11 protein-coding genes are annotated in these 15,828 nt (G+C 65.3%); 2 read left to right on the top strand and 9 right to left on the bottom strand.

Going from position 1 to position 15,828, the window contains the following annotated elements; translation table 11 throughout:
* Positions 1–61: 61 nt before the first annotated feature.
* The 8 genes from KF785_11060 to KF785_11025 form a co-directional block, all read right to left on the bottom strand.
* Entirely contained in the window at positions 62–1,414 is a 1,353-nt protein-coding gene (locus KF785_11060) for a RagB/SusD family nutrient uptake outer membrane protein (protein MBX3147298.1), read from the bottom strand.
* Between the two features lie 31 nt (positions 1,415–1,445).
* On the bottom strand, positions 1,446–4,412 hold the full coding sequence (locus KF785_11055) for a SusC/RagA family TonB-linked outer membrane protein (protein ID MBX3147297.1): 2,967 nt from the start codon (positions 4,410–4,412) through the stop codon (positions 1,446–1,448).
* A gap of 227 nt (positions 4,413–4,639) precedes the next feature.
* Positions 4,640–5,350 (bottom strand): GntR family transcriptional regulator, encoded by a 711-nt coding sequence (locus tag KF785_11050; protein ID MBX3147296.1) that lies wholly within the window; start codon positions 5,348–5,350, stop codon positions 4,640–4,642.
* Positions 5,351–5,457: 107 nt separating this feature from the next.
* Entirely contained in the window at positions 5,458–7,026 is a 1,569-nt protein-coding gene (locus KF785_11045) for a serine hydrolase (GenBank protein MBX3147295.1), read from the bottom strand.
* A complete protein-coding gene (locus tag KF785_11040) occupies positions 7,023–7,454 on the bottom strand; it encodes a cytochrome c (GenBank protein ID MBX3147294.1) in 432 nt (143 codons plus the stop codon). Before KF785_11040 ends, KF785_11045 begins: the two co-directional genes overlap by 4 nt.
* On the bottom strand, positions 7,451–7,792 hold the full coding sequence (locus KF785_11035; GenBank protein ID MBX3147293.1) for a hypothetical protein: 342 nt from the start codon (positions 7,790–7,792) through the stop codon (positions 7,451–7,453). Before KF785_11035 ends, KF785_11040 begins: the two co-directional genes overlap by 4 nt.
* 27 nt (positions 7,793–7,819) lie before the next feature.
* Positions 7,820–9,760, bottom strand: coding sequence for an ABC-F family ATP-binding cassette domain-containing protein (locus KF785_11030; protein ID MBX3147292.1), 1,941 nt, complete (start codon positions 9,758–9,760; stop codon positions 7,820–7,822).
* Entirely contained in the window at positions 9,757–10,854 is a 1,098-nt protein-coding gene (locus KF785_11025; protein ID MBX3147291.1) for an alanine racemase, read from the bottom strand. The genes KF785_11030 and KF785_11025 overlap by 4 nt, the downstream gene beginning before the upstream one ends.
* Positions 10,855–10,944: 90 nt before the next feature.
* Here KF785_11025 and KF785_11020 point away from each other — a divergent pair, with 90 nt between their 5' ends.
* Together KF785_11020 and KF785_11015 are read left to right on the top strand one after the other, a co-directional pair.
* Positions 10,945–12,627: a CocE/NonD family hydrolase gene (locus tag KF785_11020; protein MBX3147290.1), complete on the top strand. Its 1,683-nt coding sequence runs from the start codon at positions 10,945–10,947 to the stop codon at positions 12,625–12,627.
* Between the two features lie 360 nt (positions 12,628–12,987).
* On the top strand, positions 12,988–13,452 hold the full coding sequence (locus KF785_11015; protein MBX3147289.1) for a hypothetical protein: 465 nt from the start codon (positions 12,988–12,990) through the stop codon (positions 13,450–13,452).
* Positions 13,453–13,467: 15 nt separating this feature from the next.
* Here the strand turns inward: KF785_11015 and KF785_11010 are convergent, their stop codons facing one another.
* Positions 13,468–15,807 carry a DPP IV N-terminal domain-containing protein gene (locus KF785_11010; protein ID MBX3147288.1) on the bottom strand — a complete coding sequence of 780 codons (2,340 nt, stop codon included), beginning with the start codon at positions 15,805–15,807 and terminating at the stop codon, positions 13,468–13,470.
* Positions 15,808–15,828 lie beyond the last annotated feature (21 nt).

The raw sequence follows: 15,828 nt of genomic DNA, 5'->3' as shown, positions 1-15,828 counted from the left end.
TGAGATCCGCCCCTCCCTTGCATCATCTGCCTGAACCGCCTACGCTCGATGCGTATGCCGATCAGAAGTTCGTGTTGTTGTTCCGCTCGACGTCAGGCAACGGCATGCAGCGCACCGTGCCGTACACGCCACCCTTCGGACGGTTGGCAGGCGCGCCGCCGCCGATCCGCGGCTGCGGCTCCTGGAACGTGGCACCAGCCGGCGGATTGAACGGAAGGTTGAACCGGTTGACGTCGTAGCCGCGCTGACTCTCGAGGAACAACGCACGCGACCGCTCGTCGATCAACTGATTCAGAATCTCCGTCGCGTCTGTGCTGTTGAAAGGCGGCAGCCCGACCGCGGTATGCAGCGCGTTGATGTAGGCCACGGCCGCGCTCGGCCCAACCAGGTGATAGTCGGCCTCAGCCATGATCAGCTGAGCTTCCTGGTACTTCGCGAGCGCAATCGGGGCCGCCTGCGAGTTGTACTTCCGCGCGATGTACACACTCGGCGTGAGGTTGTCCTGTCCGATCGAACCTGGATCGACGACCACGCGCGGGTCAGGCTGCCCGGCGAACGTCATCGCCTGGTACCGGGGAGCCACACCATAGAGGCGTGATTCCTGGTTCCGGACGAAGATCATATTCCGGGAGTACGAGGTGTTGGTCGCATACGGAATGTTGTACACGAACCCGGCCGGTACGGCCGCCGCGTCGGCGCGCGCTTCGGTCAGCCTCGCGTTGACCACAGCCTGCCCCGGCAGCTTGGCCAGGTTGAGCCGGGTCCGGGCGCGCCCAACCCGGGCCGCGTTGAGCAGCGAGGCGTTGTTTGCCGCGGTCGCATGGGTAATCGCCTCGGTGAACTTCGCTTCCGCAGCGGTAAATACCTGCGCCGGCGTCAATTGCGGACCACCGTCCAGGGCCATGGAGCAGAAGCCCTCGCCCAGGAGCAGCGTGGCATAGCCACCGAGCAGTGCCGAGCGGGCCATCAGGGCGGTCCGACCGGCAACCTGCGCATCGGTGTACTGAGCCAGATTGGTTACGCCCAGGTTGGCCGTGAACCGCGCGGTCTGCATCGGCGCATAGACGCCGAACTGCTGACCGCCGTCGCAGGCTGCGGTGGCGTAGTTGCCGCCGGACTGCAGCATGGACCGCCGGTCCCAGTCCCAGCCCGCCGCGGCGAGCTGGGTGTCTTCGAGCTCGTCGGTGATCAGGCCCATGCCCGTGATGTAGGCCTGGAAGGCGCAACCGAAGGCGGCCTGCGCGCCGTCAACCACCAGCGACGCCGCGGCCGGACCCTCGAGAGTCGTCTCGAGGATTCGCGTCGGAGCGGCTTGGTCGAGCAGGTCACTACAACCCGCCGCACCGAAGAGGAGCACAACCGGAGCAACCGCCCGGGCCCCCCGATGCATCAATTTAGAAACCATAGTCTGCATGAGAATCTCAGTTCCTCGTCTCAGGCCCAGGTCAGAAAGTCAGGTTGATCGAGAAGTTCAGCGACGCAAGCTGAGGCGTCTGATCCTGCTCGAGGCGGACGAACTGCTGCGTCACAAAGTACGCTTCCGGATCGAGCCCGCTGTAACCGGTCCAGGTGTGGAGGTTCCGGGCCGTGAGGGCGAAGGTGCCATCCGTCGCCCGGAACCAGCGCGCGACCGACCGCGGCATCGAGTACGCCAGCGAGAGTTCGCGGAGCTTGATGAAGCTGGCATCGCTCGCGACGAACGACGTCGCGGTACCGCCGGTCTGGATCTCGGCAACGACCTTCGGATCGAAGTCGTGCGGCCGAACGTTCTCGACGCAGCGGAAGAAGACCTGGCAAAGCGCGCGGCGGTTGTTGTCGAGGTGCTTGTTACCCTGCTTGAAGTCGGCCAGGCCATAGACCCGGAGCCGGTTCCAGAGCGTGGCCGTGGCGCTGAAGGCGCCTTCGAGCTTCGGATCGTAGCGGCCCATCAGCACGAACGGCGCCGAACCGCACGGCAAGCCGCCACCGTTACCGTCGTCGCAGAGCACGTTGATGGCCTGACCAGCAGCATTGAGCTCGGCCTGGACCACGCGGCGCGCCCAGTAGGCATCGACCGGCTTGCCGACGGTCGGCTGACCATTACCCAGGGTCGTGATCGGGGTGCCATCGGGCCGGTTGCCGAGGGCCAGGATCTCGTTGTCGTTGGTCGCCAGCGAGAAGCGCAGGTCGAGGGCAAAGTTCTGCTTCTGAATCGGGGTGCCGTAGACCTCGACTTCGATGCCCTGGTTCTTGATGGCGCCGACGTTGATGAACTGCGCCCCCGTGTAGCCCAGCGACGGCGCCAGCGACTTCTGCAGAATCGCGTCGCGGGTCTTCTTGTAGAAGCCCGTGACCGAGAAGCCCAGCCGGTCGTTCAGGAGGCCGGCATCGGCGCCGACTTCGAACTCTTCGGCCCGTTCCGGCTTGAGGTCCGGGTTACCGACGAACTGCGGGATGGCTGCGGCCGAACCGTTACCACCGACCACGGCCTGCCAGCTACGCACCGCCGAGAATGCGGCCGGCTGCTGACCCGCCTGGCCGTAGGCGCCGCGGAGCTTCAGGGTGTTGACGAAGCCCTCACCATTTTCCTTGGCGATGTACGACAGGCTGACCTTCGGATACGCGATCAGCGTGAAATTGTCGCCGAAAGCGCTGTTGTTGTCGACGCGGACCGCGCCGGTAACGTACAGGCGGTCGTTGAAGCCGAACTGCTGCTGGAAGTAGCTGCCCAGCGTGGCGTTCTCGACGAAGGACTCGGAGGCCGAGAAGACGGAGGCCGCGGCAACCGCCTCGAGGCCCGGCGCCGGGAACTGCTCACCCTGGCCCCAGAGCACGTCATCCCGACGGCGGTAGTACTGCGCACCAGCCGACGTCGTCGACGCGATCTTGTCCGAGATCGACCAGCGGGCCGTGGCGCTGTAGTCGAAGGTCGTCAGGTTGGTGGTATTCCGCTGCTTGTACTTGAGGCCAAGCCGTCCAACGCCCGGGTTGAACTGAACCCACTCGGGACGGAGATACCGGTTCAGCTGCTCCGAGGCCTGGTCGGTCTGGTCGAGCCCGACGGTCAGCTTGTGGCTGAGCCACGACGTCGGCCGGTGGTTCAACGTCACGCTGCCCGTGAACCGGTTGATCGACAGCACCGCCTGACGGAAGCCCCACTGGTACTCCGGCGGAGCACCGTTGAAGCCACGCCGCGGGGTGTTAACCAGGTTCGGGTCGCCGAAGATGGTCGAGAACCAGATGCCGCCGGCGCCCGCCTCGAAGGCCTGATTGACCTTGTTCTTGACGAAGCCAAAGCTGGTCTGCACATCGAACTTCTCGCCGCCGCTGATCGACAGGTTGAGGTTCGTCGTGAGACGGCGCTGGTTGTTGGTCGGCTCGATGCCGTTGTCGGCGTCGAACGTGGTGCCCGCGAAATACCGGACGGCGTCGGTGCCACCGCTGATGTTGGCGCCGTAGCCCATCAGGTAGCCGTTCTTGAAGAGCGGCGCGGCCATGGAGTCCGGGTTGTTCTTGAGGCGGGCGTAGCGCTCGTCCTCCTGACGAACCGGGTTCCAGTAGGTCTCGACTCCGTTGATGAGCGACACCGGCTGCACGATCCGGCCTTCCGGATTCATGAACCAGTTGGTGCCCTGACGGGTCTGGAAGCCGATGACCGGCTTGGCACCCTGCTTGCCGCGCTTGGTGATGATCTGGATCACACCATTGGTGGCTTCGGTGCCGTACAGGGTCGCCGCTGCCGGGCCCTTGATGATTTCGATGCTTTCGATCTGATCGGGGTCGATGTCATTGAGCCGGCTCGAAATACCCGAGCCGAAGCCCTGCACCGAGATACCCTGGGCCACCGAGTTGTTGACCCGGGCGCCGTCGACGTAAATCAGCGGGTTGCCGTTCAAGCTGAAGCTGTTGACACCCCGGATCCGGATCTGCGGACCGGCGCCGACCTGGCCCGTGCCCGGAATGACCATGACGCCAGGCGCACGGCTGTTGATCAGGTTCGAGATGTCCGGCACCGGCGCAAAGGCCTGCTGGTCGGCGGCATGCACCGTCGCCGTGGCATTGCCGAGGGTCCGGCGCTCCACCGCTTCCGGCGTACCGGTCACGACGAGCTCGCCGAGGTTGATGGCCTGCTCGGTCAGCAGAATGCGGACGTCGTTGGCGCCGACGCGTGCGGTCTGCGTTCGCGGGCTGTAGCCGATCATGGTGACCCGGAGCGTCACTTCCGACCCGGAGAGACCAGTCAGGGTAAACCGACCGGCGTTGTTGCTGCGGACTTCCCTGCCTGCTGCACCCTCGACGGCCACGCGCGCGCCCTCGAGTGCTCGGCCGGAACGGCTATCGACGACGATGCCGCTCACGTCCTGTGCTGCCAACCCACCGGCCGTGAGCGCCATACACGCCACGACGGCTCCGAGGAGTTTCCTCAACCTCATACGCTTCTCCGGGTCTGGGGGCTAAGACACGATCTCACGCGACGCGAGCCCACGCGGCGCGGGACTAAAAGCTGGATTTCCTGCGACGAACGGTGACCAGTTCGGTACTCGGCTTTGTATACATTGTTGTCGGACGAGTTGTCATCATACGCAGCGCGAGCCCGAAATGCAAGATGGAACACTGGATTCGCGCCCTACGAAACCCCTCCCTCAGGAGTTTCCTGGAGCTACCAATTGCCCGCCTCGCCGCGCGCTCCGATCACGGCCTGCAAACGTACCGCTGCGTTCCGCCAATTGGTCCGAACTGCCGCTTGCGCTCGCTGCCCCTTGCCTGAGGAAATCTCGGAGACGATCAGGGCGTGCTCGACGATGGAAGTCTGTATCGCATCGTGCAGGGCCGTCTGATAGATCCGGATGTAGCGTTCGATCTGCGGCTTGATCGCGTCGTGGAGAGACCGCAACCGAGGACCCGCTGCCGCCTCGACATAGGCTCGATGAAACCGGGTGTCGAGCTCGAACAGCTCGTCACCGTCGCCATCAGCAGCGCTGGCGACCCGCTGATACTGACTGTTGAGTTCGTTCAGAGTGTAGACCAATGCGTTCCGTGGTCTAGTCGGAAGGCTCGCCGCCCGCTCGGCTGCCAGCCCCTCGATTTCCGCCACCATCGCGAAAAGCTCGCGTGCATCGTCCTGGGTGAGCGGGGCCACCATGAGGCGGCTACGCCGGCCCTCCCGGAGCGCCGTGATGTAGCCCTCTTGCTCGAGCCGCTGAAGCGCAGCCCGGACCGAGGTGCGACTGACTCCGAACCGCGAGGTGAGATCAGCCTCGGTGAGCCGGAACCCCGGCGCTACTTTGCCGCGAACGATCAGGTCCCTGACCTGCTGGTACACTTCCCAGACCCGGTCCTGGCGGACCGGAACCAACGTCGACACCGACATCAGCAGCACCTATAGTCATGGCGATAGATGTCCCCTGCGGGGATCGGGAACTCGCGCGCCAATCTATTGGTCGGGCGACCAACGCGATAGACCGGACCTGCTTTCGGTCAGTCCCGCCGGAAGGTCCCCATCCCATCGATGGCCACCGATGCCACCGCCCCATCGCGGCCAATCGCGAAGGTCGCGAACTGTCCGCCGGCCCAGGTTCCCGACAGGCGCAGTCGGAACACATCGTAGTGCCAAGGCTCCAGCGCACCGTACCCGCCCTCGGGAATCCGGAACTCGAGGCCACCCTGCCCCGCAACGATGTGAACCGCACCGAACAGATCGTTTCGATACCGCCCCGCGTACGCCGCCAGCGGCCGGCTCGGCGCCGCCCCGGCAACCCGCTGAGCCTGCAGCGCCCGCTCCGCGTCTCGGCTCCGAGCCCGGTCGACCGCGTGGAGCGCGAGGACCTCGCGACTCCAATCCCGCACCGGCGCGCCGAGATGCTGGTCGATGATCCGATACGCCAGCGCCTGAGGCAGCCAGGCATACCCCATGTCTCCGTTCGAAAGCACGGCAATCCCGAGGTTCTCTTCCGGTACCAGGCCGACATACGCCAGAAAGCCGACGATGCCGCCCGTATGCCAGACGATCTTCCGGCTTCGATAATCATTGAGGCGCCAGCCGAGCCCATAGGACCAGAAATGGGTACTGGGACTGATGGAATCGACCAGCTGAATCCAGCCCGATGGATAGAGCACCGACTGGGGCGTCAGCATGGCCTCGAAGGTTGCTGAGCGGAGCAACCGCCGACCATCGTAGACCCCGCCCGACGTCAGAAAACGGAGCCACTGAGCGAGATCCGTGGCATTCGAGATGACCGAGCCCGCAGACACCGCGTTGTCGTAGCTCTGCCAGGCAATCGGACGCACCGAGTCGCCGACCATCTGATGGGGCAGCGCCGCGTCATGACCGTTGCGAACATCAGCCAGCGTGACCGGACGCTCCGGCAGAGCACAGTAGAAACACTTCGCGAAACGAGTCGAGTCGAAGATTCGGCTGATGTCCGTCGTGGTCCGCCGCATCCCCAACGGCCCCAGGATGCGCTCGGCGAGCAGATCCTCCCAGGGCTTGCCGGCGGCCGCCGCGACTGCCTCACCGGCCGCCGAGTACATGATGTTGCTGTACTCGTAGCGACTGCGGAACGGCACTGCCGGCATCAGATAGCGCAGCTGGCGCAGGACCTTCTCCCGGGTCCAGGTCACCACGCCGTTGTAGGTGCCGAGCACGCCGGTCCGGTGGGAAAACGCATCCCGCAGCGTGACATGCTGGCTGAGGTACGGATCGGCCAGCTCGAACCAGGGCAGGTGATGACGGATCGGATCGTCCCAGCGGAGCACCCCGTCGTCGACCAGCATCGCGGCGAGCGCCGAGGAAAAGGCCTTGCTGGTCGACCCGATCTCGAAGAGGGTCTCTGCCGTGACCGGATCCGGGCGGCCCAGCTGCTTGACGCCATACCCTTTGGCAAGAATGACCGAGTCATTCCGGACGATCGCAATGGCCACACCTGGCACCCGCCACTCCGCCAGCGCCTTGGCCACATAGTCGTCGAACCCTGCCAGCGGGCGTGCCTGCCCGACCAGTGGCGAGCACACCCCGGCCAGCACCGCCGCCAACCACAAGGATCTCATCGTCTCCGTCCTTCCCGCGACGGCAGCACAACGGACCGGGAAAGGGTCCAGACGTACGCAGCCACCGCCCGCAGTTCGTTGTCGTCCAGCCCCGTCCCCTCTCGGGACGGCATCGGAATGCCGGTCTTGGCCTCGGCCTCGGGGATCCCGCGAATCAGCAACGCGGTGATCGAATCGACAGAACCGTCCGGATGGAGCAGCACCCCATCCGTCAGGTCAGGCCCGACGCCGCCTTTGCCATCCATGCCATGACACGCCATGCAGAGGCCAGTGCTCTCATACAGCACCTTGCCCTGGGCAACGACTGCCGGCGTGATGCCCTGAGGCAGCGGGACTGGCGCGGACTGTGCCTCGGCGCTTCCCCACCATGTTGAGCCCGTCAGGAGCACCAGCAGCGCGCCAACCAGTCGCTCGACGTGCCGCATCATTCCCAGGTCTTCCAGGTTGCGTCCGCCGGACCGATCGTGAGCTGCTGTCGGTAGCGAACCAGCGGCTGCCGAATCACCCCAGGCTCCATCGAGAGCTTGTCCAGCCATTGGTCATCACTGTACCGAGCCGCCGACCAACCGAGCTCGGCAAACCGCTTCGAGCTGCGATCGATCAACTGGGCCAGGCCGAACTTCTGGACAAAGCGAAGCAACTCACCCCGCGCCGGAGCCCGCACCGCGAAGTCGACGAAATGAGTCTTGACCCGTCGCTCGGCAAAGAAGCGGAGCGCCGCTCGGGTCTCCGAACTCTTCCTGGTTCCGAACACCTGAACTTCCATTCGAAGCGTCTCCTCGAACCGTGACGGTCAGCCGGCCAGTCGTTCGACTTCGATCGAGGCCCGCTCCCACTCGGTCATCGCCTGAGCCAACGCTTGTTTCGCCTCCTCGAGCGCCCGCGAAAGCTCGCCGGCGCGGCGGGCCCCATCGCCCGACTGATAGAGGGAGGCATCATCGAGCGCGATCCCCAGCGAGGCGACCTCCTGCTCGGCGCTCTGCACCGCCGCCTCGGCCGCTTCCAAGGCGCGGCGCGCGGCGGTCAGGGGCCGAGGTCCGCCTGGTGAGGCCTCCTTCGGCTTGCTCCGCGACTGTTTGGCCTCACGCTCGGCGGCGGCGCGTGCCGCATCGGCCTGCGCAACAGCCGAGCGATCGGCCTGCCAATCCTCCCATTCACCATATGAACCCGGATAGTCGTCGATCCGCCCGTCGGCCAGCGCCCAGGTTCGGGTGGTCAGGCTGCGCAGCAGCGCCCGATCGTGACTGACCAGCAGCACCGTACCCTCGAACGCCGAGATGGCATCTTCGAGCGATTCGATGGTCTCGACATCGAGGTGGTTGGTGGGCTCGTCGAAGATCAGGAAGTTTGCGCCCGACAGCATCAGTCGACCGAGCGACAGGCGCGCCGTCTCGCCACCGGACAAGCTTTCGGCGCGACGCCGACCAGTGTCGCCGGTAAAGCCGATCCGGCCGAGGTGATCGTGCACCTGGCCCCGGGTCCACTTCGGCCTCAAGTCGTGAACGATGTCGAAGAGGGTCTTGCCCGGGGTGACGTCGCCGAGATCCTGGCGATAGTACTCGAACTCGATCGACTCACCGATCCGCGAACTGCCTCGCGCCGGCTCACGCTCACCAAGCAGCGTCTTCAGCAGGGTGGTCTTACCCGCCCCATTGGGTCCGACGAGACCGACCACATCACCGCGCCGGATCGTACCGCTGAACTCCTCGAGCAAGGTCCGGCCGGCAAGATCGACACCGAGCCCGTCGACGACGAGAACCTGATCGCCGCCCCGGTTCCGGACATCGAACCGAATGGCCATCGTGGCGAGATCGGTCGGCGGAGCCGAGAGACGGGGCAAACGATCGAGCCGACGTCGACGCCCCACGGCCTGCGACGACTTCTGACCGGCGAGATTCCGCCGGATGAAGTCTTCCTCTTTGGCAATGGATTTGGCCTGCTTGTCGAACGCACGCTGCTGGCTCAAGCGCCGGAAGGCACGCTGTTCTCCGAACTCCGTGTAGCCACAGTTGTAGACGACGCCCGTGCGGTCTTCGAGATGCAGGATGTGATCGGTCACGGCCGCCAGAAAGGCGCGGTCGTGACTGATCACCAGCGCACTGGCCTCCGACTCGCGCAAATGGCCTTCGAGCCAGTTGATGCCGGCAATGTCGAGGTGGTTGGTCGGCTCGTCGAGCAACAGCAGATCGGCATCCGCCGCCAGCTGCGCAGCGAGACCGATCCGGCCGCGCTCCCCGCCGGAGAGGGTGGCCACCAGCTGCGTCCGCGCCCGAACGTGGTCGAAGCCGAGACCATCGAGAATGGCGTCGACCCGCGCAGTAACGGTGTAGCCACCCTCATGCTCGAACCGTTCGAGGTTCCGGGCGTACCGCGCCATCAGGCGCTCGGCCTCATCGCCGCTTGCCGTGGCCAGCGCCTCGGCGTCGTCGGCAATGGTCGTTTCGAGCCGCCGCAACTCGCGATAAGCTCCTGCGGCAGCTTCCCAGACCGTCTCGCCCTCTTCGAAGGTGCGGTGCTGATCGAGCACCGCCACCTTGAGACCCGAGGCCCGCGCAACCGAACCGGTCGCGGGTACGAGATCGCCGGTGATCACTTCGAAGAGCGACGTCTTTCCGATTCCGTTCCGGCCGATCACGCCCCAGCATTCGCCGCGACCGACCATGAACGTGACATTGTCGAGAATCGTGGTGTCGGCAAACCGAACCGCGATCCCGCCCAGCGACAGCAAGCTCACACGGCCGCCAGTCGTCCTCGGGCCGCAATCGGCCAGACCGTCTCGACCGTGTCACCCCGAACCCCGTGAACCACATCGTTCAAATGCGTCACGATGCAGACATGGTTCGGAATGATCCGGACCTGATCACCGACCTTGGGGCGCCAGGTCGAAGCGCTCAGGTCGAGAATGCCGTGCTCCTCCGACATGCCTTTGACCGTTACCTCCGGATGCCCGACGACTTCGCCGAAGCCGGTGGCCGTACCGATCCGGAGCGGCTCACGGCCTAACGCTTTGGTGCCCGCGTCGACCACGGCCTGTCCTGCCACCGCCGTGCTGACCACCGTCGCGAGGACCGTCAGCGCGCAATCCGCCGGGGTGGCGAGGCCGATTCCCATGATTTCACGATCGTTATAGACGTAGGTGCCGGGACGGATCTCGGTCAGGCCGGGAATCTCATGCCCTCGGAACGCCGTCGGCGTCGAGCCGCCGCTCACGATGCCGGGGACGATGCCGGCAGCCTTGAAGGCGTCGAGCCAGCTGGCGATGTCCGCCTTGAGCTGGTCGAGCAGCGCCTCTTGCGCATTGACTTCCTGGCGGATGTGTCCCGGATAGAAGTTGACCCCGGCAAACTCGAGCGGTGGCAGACTCTGCACCAGCTTGGCGAGTCGGACCGCCTCAGCGGCGGTCTGGACCCCGACCCGATGCATGCCGAGATCGCACTCGATCAAGACGCGCACCGGCCGACCGGCCGCCTTGGCCGCCGCGCCCAGCGCCTCGATCGCCTCGGCCGAGTCGAGCGCCACCATGAGACGGACCCGGGACGGCAAGGCCATCAGGCGCGCCAACCGGGCCGCCCCAACCGGCGGATAGGCCACCAGAATGTCGTCCGCCACCTCGGCCATGACCTCGGCCTCTTTGGTCGTCGCGCAGGTCAGCCCGAGCGCACCGCGCGAGACCTGCCCGCGCGCCACCGAGACAGACTTGTGCGTCTTCACATGGGGCCGGAGCCCGATGCCGTGCTGCGTGGCGTAATTGGCAACCCGGTCGAGGTTCCGCTCGAGCACATCGAGGTCGACGAGCGGGGCGGGTGTTTCGATATCGGTGATCTTCATGGTGTCTCAGATACTCTTTCGGACGGTCTGAACGGTTTCATATCTCGCGATCGGGCGGTAATCTACAGCGATTCCTCCGGCCAGGCATTCGTGACGCATTTCGGTATTGCTCTCCTCGCGGTCCTCCAGACAGCCGCCCCTGCACCCATCGTGATGCAGTACGACGTTCGCGTCCCGATGCGCGATGGCGTAACGCTCTCCGCCGATGTCTATCGGCCCAATACGACGGAGCGAGTGCCCATCATTCTCCTCCGCACGCCGTATGACAACGGGGTGGCCAGCCAGGTAACGGCGGGCAAGCTCTGGGCCTCGCGGGGCTATGCCTACGTGGTCCAGGACGTGCGCGGCCGAGGCGACTCCGACGGCACCTTCTATCCGATGGTGACCGAAGCCGAAGACGGTTACGACACGATCGAATGGCTGGCCCGGCAACCCTGGGCCAACGGCAAAGTCGGGATGATGGGTGGTTCGTACCTGGGATGGGTCCAGCTCTACGCGGCCGCCCTCAAGCCGCCGTCACTCAAAGCGCTGATTCCGAGCGTCACGCCACCGGACCCGGATCGCAACTTTCCCAATCAGCACGGCGCCCTGAGTCCGATGACCCTGTCGTGGCTGGCCGCGCTGTCGGGGCGGACCATGCAGGACATCTCACGCCACGATCTGCGCGGCGCCTACTCGCACCTGCCCCTCTACCAAGCGGACCAGGAACTGGGTCGCAACATCCCGGCGTGGCGCGACTGGTTCGACCACTCGGTGCGCAACAGCTACTGGCAGCAGCAGGCCTATCAGCAGGCGCTCATCGGCACGACCATCCCGATGTTGCACATCAGCGGCTGGTACGACGACGTCCTGGTGGGCACCACGGAGAACTTCGTCAATCTGCGGAGCAGTCCGCATCAGTTCATGATGATCGGCCCCTGGGGCCACCGAATCAACCAGGGTCGCAAGCTGGGCGAGATCGACTTCGGCCCCGACGCCGTCATCGATCTGGACAGCCTCAACCTGCGCTGGTTCGACTACTGGCTCAAGGACGCACCGAACCGCGCCGACCGCGACCCGACCGTCCAGATCTTCGTAATGGGCGAGAATCGCTGGCGCACCGAGCGGGAGTGGCCGCTGGCGCGAACCCGCTACCTCCGCTTCTACCTCCACAGCAACGGCAAGGCCAACTCGCGCTTCGGCGACGGCGTGCTCGACACCCTGCCACCCGGGGCCCAGCCACCCGACCGCTACCGGGCCGACCCGGCCGACGCGGTGCCGTTTCTGACCGACGACGCCTTCTCACAAGTTGGCGGGCCGGATGACTACCGCACGGTCCAGGAGCGCAACGACCTGCTGGTCTATACGTCGGCGCCACTGACCCGGCCGATGGAGGTCTGCGGCCCCCTTCAGGTCAAGCTCTTTGCCGCAAGCTCGGCACGTGACACAGACTGGATGACCAAAGTCGTTGCCGTCCGACCCGATGGATTTGCGCTGCGCCTCAACGACGGCGTGGTGCGCGCTCGCTATCGGTTCGGGTTTGATCGTTCGGTGCTGCTCGAGCCTGGCAAGGTCGAGGAGTATACGGTCGACAACTGGTCGACCTGCATCCTGCTGGAAACCGGTTGGCGCATTCGCCTCGAGGTGGCGTCGCACGCGTTCCCGAAGTTCGATCGGAACATGCAGACCGGCGGGCCCATCGGCAGGGACAGCAGCGGCGTCGTCGCGACCCAGACGGTCTACCATGACCGCCAGCGCATGTCATATCTCCTGCTGCCTGTCACGTCACCGTAGGCGCCGGCTACCGCAGCGATCCCGGATCCGTCCCGCCTTGCGGTTGGCGGGGTCGTCGCGCAACAATTCTCGGCATGATGGCAATGGATCCTACCGTCGAGCGTATCCGGCAGATGTCGGCGGACGAGCGAGTCCGGCTCGCCCACTCACTCTGGCTGCAGGCTTGGGCGGCTGCGGAAGCCGGGGTACGCGGGCGTCATCCAAGCTGGTCTGAAGGTGAGGTGACGGCAGCCGTCCGAAAGCTCTTCCGTGACGCACGGCCCTAGTCTCGTCTCCCTTTTCGTGCGCCCCCTCAACCGGGCGGGTCTCGAGTATATGGTCACGGGAGGATTGGCCGCCGTCGTCTACGGTCACCCCCGAATGACTGTGGATGTTGACCTCGTGATCCGGCTCCGTTCTAGTGATGCCGCTAGGTTCAGCGCGTTGTGGCCAGCCGAGGCATTCTATGTTCCGCCGATCGAGGTCATCCGGGAGGAAGCTGATCGCCCCGAACACGGCCATTTCAACGTCAGCCATCACGAGACAGCCATGCGGGCAGACGTCTACCTGCCAGGCGCTGATCCGCTCAATGCCTGGGCGTTCCAGCACCGTATCGTTCGCGACATCGAAGGCGAGCGGGTCCAGATTGCTCCTATCGAGGCTGTCATTCTCGGGAAGCTCAAATACTATAAGGCCGGCGGATCCGACCGTCACCTGCGCGATATCGTACGGATGCTGGCTGTGAGCGGTGACGGGATCGACCAGCCGGTCCTGGCTCGCTGGATATCCCGCCTGGAACTCGATGCCGCCTGGGATCAGGTGCAGCGCTACCAAGAGCCCGCCTAGCATCCGCAGCCTCGACTAGAACGGATACTCGGACTTCGTCGTAATCTCGTATCCCGCCGGCGGCGCCGCACCCATCAGGTGCTGAACGAAGTAGTCCCAGCGCCGCCGCCGGAAATACGGATTGGCCGACATCGCGTGGGATCCGTTCGGCACGATCAGCAGGTCGTAATCCTTGTTCGCCTTGGTGAGCGCGTCGATGACCTGAACCGTCAGCCACGGCGAGACGTTGTCGTCCATGTCTGCGTAGGCCAGCAGCAGCTTGCCCTTCAGATTCGCTGCAATCGACTGATTGGCCTGCGCAGCATAGTTGTCTCCCTGCGGCAAGCCCTGATAGGTCTCTCCCCAGAGCGAGAGATAGCCGCGCTGATCGTGATTCCCCGCCGACGACACCGCGACCTTGTAGAAATCGGGATAGAGAAACATGGCGCGCGCCGAGGCGAACCCGCCGCCTGAATGCCCGTAGATGCCAACCCGATCGAGGTCGAGGTACCGGCGCGTCTGCCCGATCTGCCGGAACGCGGCGATGTGATCTTCGAGCGAGCCGGCCGTCTCCAAGCGACCATAGGACACATCGTGGAACGCTTTGGACCGGAAGGGAGTGCCCCGCCCGTCGACTATGACACCGACGAAGCCGAGTGTCACCATCGCCCGAAGATCACCGCCCGCAGTGAACGCGCGGGGCACCAGCGTGATCTGTGGCCCAGGATAGTTCTCCTCCAACACCGGGTACCGGCGGGTCGAGTCGAAGTCGGGCGGGGTGATGATGATGCCGTACAGATCGGTGGTGCCATCGGCGGCTTTCACCGTGAAACGCTCCGGATAACGCCAACCGGTCGCAAGCAGCGCAGAGAGGTCCGCTGCCTCGAGCGGCAACACGGTTTTGCCATCCATCGACCGAAGTACGGTCCGCGGCGCGAGATCGACCCGGCTCACCCGATCCACCGCCCACCGCCCGTTGGGACTGACGCTGATCTCGTGCTCCGCATCCTCCGGCGTGAGCAGGGTCAGGCCGGTGCCGTCGAGCCCGACCGAGTAGAGGTGCCGGTAGTACGGATCGCGCCCCGCTTCCTTGCCGCCGGCGGTGAACCAGATTCGGCGCGCGCGCTCGTCGACGTGCACGATTTCCCGAACGACGTACTGCCCGTCGGTGATCCGATTCTTGACCTGACCGGTCGCACCATCGACGAGATAGAGCTGCGCCCATCCGTCGCGCTGCGAAAACCAGACCAGCTCCCGACCGCCACCCAGGACCCGGCTGTTCGGTCGCGTACCGAGCATCAGCGTCGCCTCGACCATGGTCGGGCCACGCTCCTCCGCCAGGGCCGAGACCCGCCCCGATCGCGCGTCCGCCTGCATCAATCGATACGACTTGCTGGCCCGCTCCCGGCTGATGAAGTAGGCGGTGACGGAGTCACCCCACCAGGCCTCGTGGAACGCAATCGGCGAGTTGTACGCCATGCCGAACCTCCCACCGAGCGGCGTCATCCCACCCGAGTTCACATCGATCACCAGCCATTGCGCCTGCGAAAGCGAGTCGCCTGGAAAGGGGAAGACGAAGGACCAGAGTTTGGGACGCAATCCTTCCGCAGGTACCGACTGAATCAGATGCGACTCGGCCAGGCCGCGCTCGTCGAGCCGGTGCGTCAGGATCCGGCGCGAGTCGGGCGACCAGAGCGCCATCGGGGGCTGCGGCAACCCGGCCCGCTGCACCGTGGCCCAGACTGTGTTCGATTCGGGGTGCAAGCCATACGCATGTCGGCGGACCCCGTCGTGTGTCAGCTGCCCTTCGGCTCCGCTGGCAACCTCACGCAGCCAAAGGTTGTGATCGCGATGCGAGAGGCCCCACTTGCCGTCCGGCGAGAGCAACTCGTTCGGCAAGCGCGGCGGGCCTGACTCCTCCTGACCGCACCGGTAGCGGTCCAGCTCACAGCGATAAGTCTTCTGCTCGATCACGACGAGGATCGAGGGCGCTTTGCCCTTCTCCTCCCACGTCAGCGTCTCGAACGGAAGCGAATCCGCGGCGACACCGCGAGCGAGTACGCGACCGAGTTCGGCCGCGAGCCGGCCGTGATCAAACGCCGGACGGCGGCTCCGGCGAGCCGGATCGACCAGGATGAACTCGGCCCCGGCGGGGGTCCGGACCCGGTACCAGAACCGATTGCCTCCGTCGATCCACTGCGGCACGATCTTGTCGCGAAAGACGAGCTTGTCGGCATTGGCGGGTAGCATCCGCTCCGCGGCGGCATACTGAGACCTCGAGATCTCTCGCCGGGCGGCCTGAGCGCCCGCCTCCCCTGCTTGGCCTGCCACCCCGAGTCCCGCCAGCGCCAGCCACGCCCAAACCCGCCTCGCCATAGCCGCCTCCTCGTCGAGAAT

The sequence above is a fragment of the Gemmatimonadales bacterium genome (assembly GCA_019637315.1).
Classification (GTDB): Bacteria; Gemmatimonadota; Gemmatimonadetes; order Gemmatimonadales; family GWC2-71-9; genus SHZU01.
The sequence above is the reverse complement of the archived record's forward strand: the minus strand, read 5'-3'. Positions and strand labels throughout refer to the sequence as shown.